Genomic DNA, 7899 nt, shown 5'->3' with positions numbered 1-7899 from the left:
CACCGCACTTCCACCTGTTGATGGTTCCGCCGCACGGTGTCTCCCGGACGCCTGGCGCTCGCGCTCGCGCATCGGCATGGGTGGGCGCCGGACTTCCCTTCCGGCAATGGCTCAGTGCGGTGTGGGCGGACATCGTTGCTCACCCCGACCCGACCGAGCGGGAGCGTCACCAGCTGGCCGGCACGGGCGTCGACTACGCGGAAGGACTCCGGGTCACCGATCCGAAGCGGGTCGCGGTGTACTTCACCAAACACGGCAGCTTCAGCGCCAAGGAGTACCAGAACTGCGTGCCGGAACCGTGGCAGGAGCCAGGCAAGGGCCCGGGTCGGTTCTGGGGCTACTGGAAGCTTGAGCGAGTCGCGATCGCCGTTGAAGTCACTCACGACCAGGCCGACCGGGCCGCGCGCATCATCCGCCGCTGGGCCCGCGCCCAGGGCACCACGCGTCAGGTCACCGTGGCGCGAACCAAGGGCGGCCGGGTCCGCTCCGAGCAAGCCATCGTTCAGGGGCTCGCCGGCGCGCAGCTCGTTGAGCAACTGCCGGCGGTGCAGCTTCGCAAGGTCCGTCGACGTGTGCGCCGACTCGGCACCGGACGAGGCTTCGTGTCGGTCAACAACGGACAGACCTTCGCAATGTCCCTATCTCGGGCCCTCTCCATCTGGGACGGTTCAGTACTTCAGTAGCTCAGTACTTACTGATACACTGAAGTCAGTAGATACCCGATGGAGGAAAGTGGATGCTGATCATCGCTGTGGTCAATCTCAAGGGTGGGTCGACGAAGACGACAACCGCCGGTCACCTTGCGCAGGCATTCCATGAGGCCGGCATGAGGACGCTCGGTGTCGATGCGGACGGCGAGAACGAGAGCTTGCAGGGCTGGCAGGTAGCTGGTGATCTTCCTTGGCCGGTCATCACCATGCCTGTGTCTAACCTTCACAAGCAGCTTCCCGATGTGGTGGGCGACCGATACGACGTGGTCGTCATCGACACTCCCCCGATGAAGGCTCAGCGTGGCACCGTGGCGTCGGCGATGCGGATCGCGACTCACGTCCTGGTCCCGATGGCCCCGACGCCCATCGAGTACGACCGCTTGCCGGCGGTGCGCGAACTCGTCGACGAGGTGGCCGCCGTCCGCCCGGACGGAAAGCCCCCGATCCACGCAGTGCTGCTGACCCGGGTCAAGCCCCGTGCCGCCTCGACGCAGGTCTATCGGCAACTCATCACCGATGACGGCGTGACCGTCCTGACCGCTCAGATTGGCTCTCTGGAGCGTTTCGCCCAGTCGTGGGGCGATCCGATGTCCGGGGCCCTGGACACGCCCTATGGTGCCGCTGCCATGGAACTGTTGGACCTCTCGCGTCTTCAGGAGATCATCGGATGAGCAAGGCTGACGAGCTGCGAGCCAAGGCTGCCCGCGTGGCGGCGCGAACCGCGCCTACCAAACTGCCGGCACAATCCGCGGTGACCCCCTCGGCTCCCGCAGAGACGTACATACCGACCGTGGCTGCACCGCTTGCCAAGCCCGTTCGGTCGACGGTCGACTTGGCGCCGGACCAGCATCGCCGACTGCAAGCCTGGATCAACGACGCTGCCGTCACGCTTGGCCGCGCTCGCCTGAGCAAGCAGGAAGTCATGACGGCGCTCGTGCGTCGCCTCCTGGCCGACGACCAACTAGCCGCCGCGATCCAACAGGACCTGCGCAACGCGACTCAGTAACTCAGTACTTCAGTAGAAGGGCCGGATTCCCTGCTCAGGGGCCCGGCCCTTCAGTCTGCGTCGGGTCAATACTCGGATAACTTCGCGCTCATCGGCAGGAGTCGGCGCGAACGTGGCCACCGCACCAGGGGTACGGGTCGACGCTCCAGACCCGCCAACCGCCACCGTCGCGGCGTACCTCGAACTTCCACGGGTGCGGGGTGCCAGTCATCGACAGGCCATCATCGCCCCACCAGATTGCCTGAACGGGAGTCACCGCCTGGGCCCGGTCGTCGCCCTGGTCCTCGACGTCGAACACGCCCGCGCTGACCTTCGATGGCTGTGGGTCGGTCCGCGTGATGTCGCGCCGGATGTCGCGCCACTCGCCGAGCAGCTCGTCTCGCCGCTGCGGTGCCAGCACTGCCCGCAGCCCGAGTTCCTCCCCGGACGACAGCGCCAGCATGAAGACGTGTGCGGCAGCATCCGGCGAGGACTCCCCTCGGCCGGCTTCCGCCGTCTTCACGGCGAACCAACTCACACCAGCGACAGCCGGACCGCCGACGCAGAGGGCTAGCCCGATCGCCAGATAGATCACCCAGCGTCGTGGCCGACGTCGACGCGGTCCCTCCCCCAAGGTCATTCATCGACGATAGCCGCATGGAACTTCCACAGGGATACCCCTGCTCAGTACTTCAGTAGCTCAGTACCTCAGTACTTCAGTAACCACTGAGGGTTTCCAACCACACGGGGCCCCAGAAGCCATCTCCGCGCTGAGTCCACACACCGTGGAGCGGGCCTGCCCTCCGGTGACAAGGTGGAGCGCCCCACCGGACGAACGACCTTGGCACCGGAGGGCAGGTCTGCTCGGCTCTGCCTGGACTCAGGGTGGAGATGGCGACCCGCCCAGCCACCGACTACCTCAGCCGCCCGGACGGTCCCCGGCCATCTCTGTGCAAGATCCCCGCCGGAGGCAAAGGAACTTCAACCACAACCACCCGCGTGGCGTGGGCCGGCGGCGGCGGGTGGGGCCCCTCTGGGGTGCCCGCCGATGGCCGGCCCACCAGCCACCACGAGCGGCCTCGGGCCTGGGCTTGTTATATGCGCCAAAACTGCCCCCACATCCGCGAGGGCAGTCCGGGACCTGCAAAAACTCAGAGCTTGGGTGGCGGTGGGTTGTAGTTCGATCCGTAGACGTCGCGCTTGTAATCGTCGATCTCCTGAAGGATGGCCGTCAGCTTGACCCGCGTGTTTTCGACCTCGTCGACCAGGCGCTGAAGCACTTCGTTGTTTGCGGCCCGAATCATGCCGGTGTTGTCCCCGCCATCGCTGACGCCGGTTGGCTCCTGGTAAAGGCCGTCCTCATCGAAGTGCCTTCGGATCACGTCTTGCATTGCGTAGTACATGTGGGTCATTGCGACGTGTGCGCGTCGCCGGACGGCTCGATCATCCTGAGGGGTCGGAAAGTCGGTCATGACACCTGCTCCGCTCCGTTGGGTGCCGCAGCGGCTACAGCCTTGGATGCCGGCTGGAACCTGGTTCCGCGCCACCGCCAAAGGTTCCGCGTGTAGATCGCTACGAAGGCAACCGACAGAGCGATCATGCCTGGCTGGTCGGTGGCAAGTCCGTATGCGGACCAAACGCCTTGGGAAAGGATGCCGTAGATCCAGCCGTACCGAGGACTGATGCCACTGATCCATAGGCCAGCGACCGAGACTGACGCCGCGATCCAAGACCACATCGCCGGACTCACGACGCGGCCGTCAAGTCGACGTTGAGCACGTAGGCAACTCGGTCACCGGGGACGAGTGCGGTCGAGACCTCAAGAGGTTCGCCGTCCTGGCTCAACACCCGCCAGTGCTCGTAGATCGGCGTCCCTCGGCCTACGTCGAGTTGATCTCGCTCTACGGTCGACGGCATTCGCGTTTCGAGCATGATCTGAGCCCGATTGGGTGTTCTGCCAGCTCTCCGCAACTGCATGATCGTACCGACGCCCGGTCGCTCTGAGCTGGGCGAGGAAAGCCCCGCGGCTTGAGCAAGGTCGGTGGACATCATGGACCTAGACACCTGGTGAGTCAGTCCGTTGATCGTGTAACGGAAAGTACGCATGAGCAAGGGCGTCCCCGCTTCGATCTTCAACAGCTCAGCGACTCGTGAATCGGCGTCAATCAGTTCGTAGGAGGTACTGACTTCCGTCTTGGTGCCGGTCATCGCCTCGAAGAGACCGCCCTCTGTCACTTCGTCGCGGATCGCTTGGGCGTACTCCATCCGAAGTCCAGCGATGAAGTCTCGTTGCACAACGTGACGCTGGCGAACGTAGATCCCTGATCCCTGCCTGATGGTCAGAAGCCCCTCAGCGACCAGGGCGCGCAGTGCTCGATCCATCGCGCTACGCGACTTCATGCCGTACTCGGCCATCAGGTCAGCCAGTCGTGGCAGCCGTGTACCCGGCTGAAACTCGCCGTTTTCGACCCTGCGCCGAAGGTCGTTTTCGACCTCTCCGGTTGCACTCATGCCTGCCACTCCCCATGTCCGGACGATTGTCCCGGGAGACCTCTTGTGTCCGGTGTCCCGGGTGTGCTTACATTGTCTCATCAAGGTTGTCCCGGGACAATGGGACAACGTGAATCAGCCCTAGGTGGCTCAGCGTGGGAGGTAGTCCCGTGTTCACGAACTTCAAGATCGATCAGGCCGCGACCTTTCAGGGTGTGGCCTTCCTGTCGTGCGACCCGAAGACGGCGTTCAAGTCGGACCGGCAGGAGACCACGAAGGACGGCACCCCGAAGTGGGACATCCAGTGTGTGGCCATGACGCGAGACGCCTTCGGTCGGCCGCAGAACGCGGTGCTGAAGGTCGGGGTGGCCTCTCACAAGCGGCCGGCGGAGAACTTGGCCCCGTACTCGCCGGTGCAGTTGGTCGGCTTCGAGATCGGGGTCATGGAGAAGACGAAGCGCAACCCCGAAACGGGAGAGGAGCGGGTCATCGGGGTGCAGGTCTGGTACCGGGCCGAGGAGATCCGGGCGTTGGCTGCGGCCGGCGGTAAGGCCGCCTAGGTGGTGACGCGGTGCCCTCCCTCGACTGGTCGAAAACCGGGAGCGCCGGACCGTCCGAGCCATGCGTGATCTGCGGCAAACCGGCGATCTGTCGCAGCCCTCGGGGGGTGCCGTGTCACAAGGTCTGCGCAGAGGCGTGGATCTCGGAACACGAGAAGGGGAACGGACGTGGCAAGTAGTCGGGCACGGGTTCGCCAGGCCGCACAGACCGGAAGGGTCGTGCGGGGCGCGAACTTCGAGACGAAGAGTCAGCGGAAGGCCCGTCGGAAGCGGCAGGTCGCGGGACTGCTGGCCAACCGAGTGGTTGACGCGCGGGTCGGCTTCGAGGACCGGATGACCTTCTACCGCAAGTTGCGGGAGATGAAGCTGCGTCGCCGGGCGATCGCCGACGCTATGCGCCGGTTGGCCGTGGTCGTTACGGCACTCCAGCGCGAGGTTGGCCGGGTCGACGACAGGGGCCGGGCCACGAATGCGCGGTTGGTCGACGAGGCCCTAGGGCTGACCAAGGAAGCGGCGATTGCGTCGACTGTCGCGGCGGACGAGTTCTACGCCTTCAGCCGGTCGCGGATCTACTACCAGGGGGTGTTGACCTCGTGAGCAGCCTTCGCGGACTCGTCGACGAGGTCGACGTTCAGATCGAGCGGATTCAGCGGCTGATCGATGCCGGTGCGGTTCTCGATCCGGAGCTCGGTGCGGGCCTCGGCACCACGCAATCCATGGCTGGGCTTCAGAAGGACATCGACGGGGCTGCCGTCGCGTGTGAAGCCCTCGACACGCACATTCGCACTCTCAAGCGGTAACCATTCCCCAGCGGGGAGCCACCGACCACCTACGCCTTCGGTGGCTCCCCGCTGCATGTCTTCAGGAGTGTTCTCATGGCTCGCTACCGCCGGTCTGTCGGTGACTTCATGTTCTCGCTCGTCGGAAAGCTGCTGGTGTGGCTGGCAAAGCAGCTCGCCAAGCTCATTGCCTGGCTGACGGTGCAGATCGTGCTGCACCCGCGTACCTCTCTCACCACGGCCGCTCTCGGTGGTGCTATCGCCTGGATCGGCTGGCGGATGGTGCTCGCCTCTCTGGTCGGCGTCTTCGTTCTCACGTCCACCTGGTCCGCTGCTCACCGGCCGTCCTTCGAGGCGTTCGCGCTGACGTGGGCGCGTACCTGGTGGCGTCGCTGGTGGGCATACCGCCGGGTCTGGGACCGGGTCATGTTCCGGTGTGATCTGTTCGTCGCGGACGATGTGGATCGGCACGTGCCGCGCCTGGTCAAGGTCGCCACCACTCCGTATTGGGATCGTCTGGTGGTCCGCATGGAGGTGGGCCAGGAGCTGGAGCAGTTCCGGCAGGCTGCCGAGAAGCTGCGCGGTGCCTTCGGTGCTCGCCGCATCGCCGTCCGCGAGATCGAGCCCGCTCAGGTCGGCATCGACCTCATGCGCCGTGACCCGCTGATCGAGTCGGTACCGGCCACGCCGATCCCTGCGGTCACCGCCCACATCGACTGGCGCGCGGTGCCGGTTGGCGTCGACGAGTTCGAGTCGCCCTACTGCGTGAGCATCCTAGGAGGCCACACGTCGATTGCCGGTAGCACCGGGGCCGGTAAGGCGGGCTTGCAGTGGAACGTCCTGCGCGGGATCGCGCCGGCCATCGTGGACGGCACTGTGCGCCTGGTCGGCATCGACCCCAAGGCCAAGGAGCTTCGTCGGGCGCGGGCCCTGTTCGAGGAAGGCGACTACGCCGTCACTGAGTCGGAAGTGGTCGACCTGCTCATCCGCCTGGTCGTCGAGATGGGCCTTACGAACGAGCGTGACGCGTCGTCCGGTGAGCGTGACTTCGTGCCGTCGACGACTCGGCCGCTGACCCTGATTTTGATTGACGAGCTGGCCCCGCTGTTGAAGTACTGGTCTCGGTCGACCCGGTCGAAGATTGAAGATCTGCTAGGTCTGCTGCTCACCCAGGGCCGGGCCGCCGGGTACATCATCGTGGGCGCCATCCAGGAACCGACGAAGGATGTGTTCACCGTCAGGGACCTGTTCACGCGGCGGATCGCGCTGCGGCTCCCGACCGAGTCTCACACCGAGGCCGCGCTGATCGAGGATGCCGTTCAGTACGGGGCGCTGTGCCACCAGGTGAGCGAGACGCAGCCGGGCGTGCTGTTCAGCCTCGAAGACGGTGCGCGGTCGACGGTTCGGGCTCGCCTGGGTCACGTCACCGATGCCGATATTGACGAGCTGATCGAGTACGTCACCACGGCGCAGGGCTCGAACGTGGTCGACCTCGACAGCCACCGTCGTCCCGATGTGGCGCGTGCGGCCTGATCGCGATCATCCGTGCGGTGTGTCGACGTGACCTTAGCGGCGGACTCGGCCAAGGTGCACCACAGGCCAGAAAAGGTTGAAGGGCCAGCGTTGGCGCGCTGGCCCCTCGATCGGCCCCGCCGCAGCTACCAGACCACGCGGAGCCCTACATGCTTGTTGCCAGAGTAGCGGACCCTCCAGGGTCGCCGCATCATTCCCCACCGGATACCGCCCCTGATTCGGCTGTCGCCTGGTGGACGCCGCGGTTCCCCCATGCTGACGGCCTGGACCTCGCGGCGCGCATGTTCGACGCCCGTCCGGCCTGGTCAGGCGAAGAAGGCCCCCGACCCCGGATCGTCATCGCTGCCGGCTCCCTCGCCATTGAGCACCCCGACCTGGCTCGCCGGGAGCGTCGTTACGAGCGGGCCCTGAAGGCTCGCCAGACCTCGGCGGATCAGGCGGCCACATACCTGGCACGCGGTGAAGAGATCCCGGAGTCGGACCCCACGCGGGAGATCACTGGATGGTCCCGCAAGAGCAGGGCGAACATGGTCCGGGCCCTGTGCGAACTGGACTACCACCCGATGTTGGCCGACCCGACCCGCGTGCCGGCCATGGTGACCCTTACCTACCCCGGAGACTGGCTAACCGTCGCGCCGGACGGGAAGGCGGCGAAGCGTCACCTCCAGGCCCTGCGGAAGCGGTACGTCAAGGCGTGGGATCAGGACATCACCGCTGTGTGGAAGTTGGAGTTCCAGCGGCGGGGCGCACCGCACTTCCACCTGTTGATGGTTCCGCCGCACGGTGTCTCCCGGACGCCTGGCGCTCGCGCTCGCGCATCGGCATGGGTGGGCGCCGGACTT

General features: G+C 65.7%; 11 protein-coding genes. 7 read left to right on the top strand and 4 right to left on the bottom strand.

Annotation, left to right across the window (positions count from 1 at the left end):
* From ACIA47_RS32460 to ACIA47_RS32450, 3 genes are all read left to right on the top strand, one after another.
* A partial coding sequence (locus ACIA47_RS32460; RefSeq protein WP_396712264.1) for a hypothetical protein occupies window positions 1-683 on the top strand: 683 nt, incomplete at its 5' end.
* A 53-nt stretch (window positions 684-736) separates the two neighbouring features.
* Window positions 737-1381: an AAA family ATPase gene (locus ACIA47_RS32455; RefSeq protein WP_396712261.1), complete on the top strand. Its 645-nt coding sequence runs from the start codon at window positions 737-739 to the stop codon at window positions 1379-1381.
* Complete coding sequence (locus ACIA47_RS32450; protein WP_396712259.1) at window positions 1378-1716, top strand: hypothetical protein; 339 nt, start codon at window positions 1378-1380, stop codon at window positions 1714-1716. Before ACIA47_RS32455 ends, ACIA47_RS32450 begins: the two co-directional genes overlap by 4 nt.
* A gap of 88 nt (window positions 1717-1804) precedes the next feature.
* Here the strand turns inward: ACIA47_RS32450 and ACIA47_RS32445 are convergent, their stop codons facing one another.
* The 3 genes from ACIA47_RS32445 to ACIA47_RS32435 form a co-directional block, all read right to left on the bottom strand.
* Window positions 1805-2335: a hypothetical protein gene (locus ACIA47_RS32445; RefSeq protein WP_396712257.1), complete on the bottom strand. Its 531-nt coding sequence runs from the start codon at window positions 2333-2335 to the stop codon at window positions 1805-1807.
* A gap of 511 nt (window positions 2336-2846) precedes the next feature.
* Window positions 2847-3167 (bottom strand): hypothetical protein, encoded by a 321-nt coding sequence (locus ACIA47_RS32440; protein ID WP_396712255.1) that lies wholly within the window; start codon window positions 3165-3167, stop codon window positions 2847-2849.
* A gap of 274 nt (window positions 3168-3441) precedes the next feature.
* A complete protein-coding gene (locus tag ACIA47_RS32435) occupies window positions 3442-4206 on the bottom strand; it encodes a GntR family transcriptional regulator (protein WP_396712253.1) in 765 nt (254 codons plus the stop codon).
* A 149-nt stretch (window positions 4207-4355) separates the two neighbouring features.
* Between ACIA47_RS32435 and ACIA47_RS32430 the strand changes: the two genes are divergently transcribed.
* Both ACIA47_RS32430 and ACIA47_RS32425 read left to right on the top strand, forming a co-directional pair.
* Window positions 4356-4745, top strand: coding sequence for a hypothetical protein (locus ACIA47_RS32430; RefSeq protein ID WP_396712251.1), 390 nt, complete (start codon window positions 4356-4358; stop codon window positions 4743-4745).
* A gap of 219 nt (window positions 4746-4964) precedes the next feature.
* Window positions 4965-5342 carry a hypothetical protein gene (locus tag ACIA47_RS32425; RefSeq protein WP_396712249.1) on the top strand — a complete coding sequence of 126 codons (378 nt, stop codon included), beginning with the start codon at window positions 4965-4967 and terminating at the stop codon, window positions 5340-5342.
* Here the strand turns inward: ACIA47_RS32425 and ACIA47_RS32420 are convergent.
* Window positions 5318-5743 (bottom strand): hypothetical protein, encoded by a 426-nt coding sequence (locus ACIA47_RS32420; protein ID WP_396712247.1) that lies wholly within the window; start codon window positions 5741-5743, stop codon window positions 5318-5320. The two genes, ACIA47_RS32425 and ACIA47_RS32420, sit on opposite strands and share 25 nt — an antisense overlap.
* Before the next feature lie 252 nt (window positions 5744-5995).
* Between ACIA47_RS32420 and ACIA47_RS32415 the strand changes: the two genes are divergently transcribed.
* Both ACIA47_RS32415 and ACIA47_RS32410 read left to right on the top strand, forming a co-directional pair.
* Window positions 5996-7057 (top strand): hypothetical protein, encoded by a 1062-nt coding sequence (locus ACIA47_RS32415; RefSeq protein ID WP_396712245.1) that lies wholly within the window; start codon window positions 5996-5998, stop codon window positions 7055-7057.
* A 527-nt stretch (window positions 7058-7584) separates the two neighbouring features.
* A partial coding sequence (locus ACIA47_RS32410) for a hypothetical protein (RefSeq protein WP_396712243.1) occupies window positions 7585-7899 on the top strand: 315 nt, incomplete at its 3' end.

The sequence above is a fragment of the Micromonospora sp. NPDC051227 genome (assembly GCF_044455385.1).
In the GTDB taxonomy this organism is placed as follows: Bacteria; Actinomycetota; Actinomycetes; order Mycobacteriales; family Micromonosporaceae; genus Micromonospora.
This window is presented reverse-complemented; position numbering and strand designations above follow the sequence as displayed.